1 pseudogene is annotated in these 304 nt (G+C 48.4%); it reads right to left on the minus strand.

From position 1 onward, the window contains the following. Positions 1-64: pseudogene (locus tag EOD29_RS31125) on the minus strand (DUF1127 domain-containing protein); the annotation flags it as partial. Positions 65-304 lie beyond the last annotated feature (240 nt).

Genomic DNA, 304 nt, shown 5'->3' on the forward strand with positions numbered 1-304 from the left:
GGCCGAGTTCCGTGACGGTCTGACGATACTTGCGCCAGTTATTGAAAGAGCGAGAGAAGTTCATGTTAAGCCCCTTTCCGAGGGTTTCATCCGCCAGCAGCCACCGATCGGCGCTGACCTCTATTTGATGACCGGAATATATGTTGCGACGCGAAAGACTAAAACAGACAAGTTTTCAGATCACCTATGCGACCCATGCAATGCTCAAAGGATATTTGACGCAGACTTACCATTTTTTGGTCAACGAATAGGCAGAATGACTTTTGAAAAAGCAGTTCGATTGAGAGAGGGCGAATGGGGTGCC

Source organism: Mesorhizobium sp. M1A.T.Ca.IN.004.03.1.1 (assembly GCF_003997555.1).
Classification (GTDB): Bacteria; Pseudomonadota; Alphaproteobacteria; order Rhizobiales; family Rhizobiaceae; genus Mesorhizobium.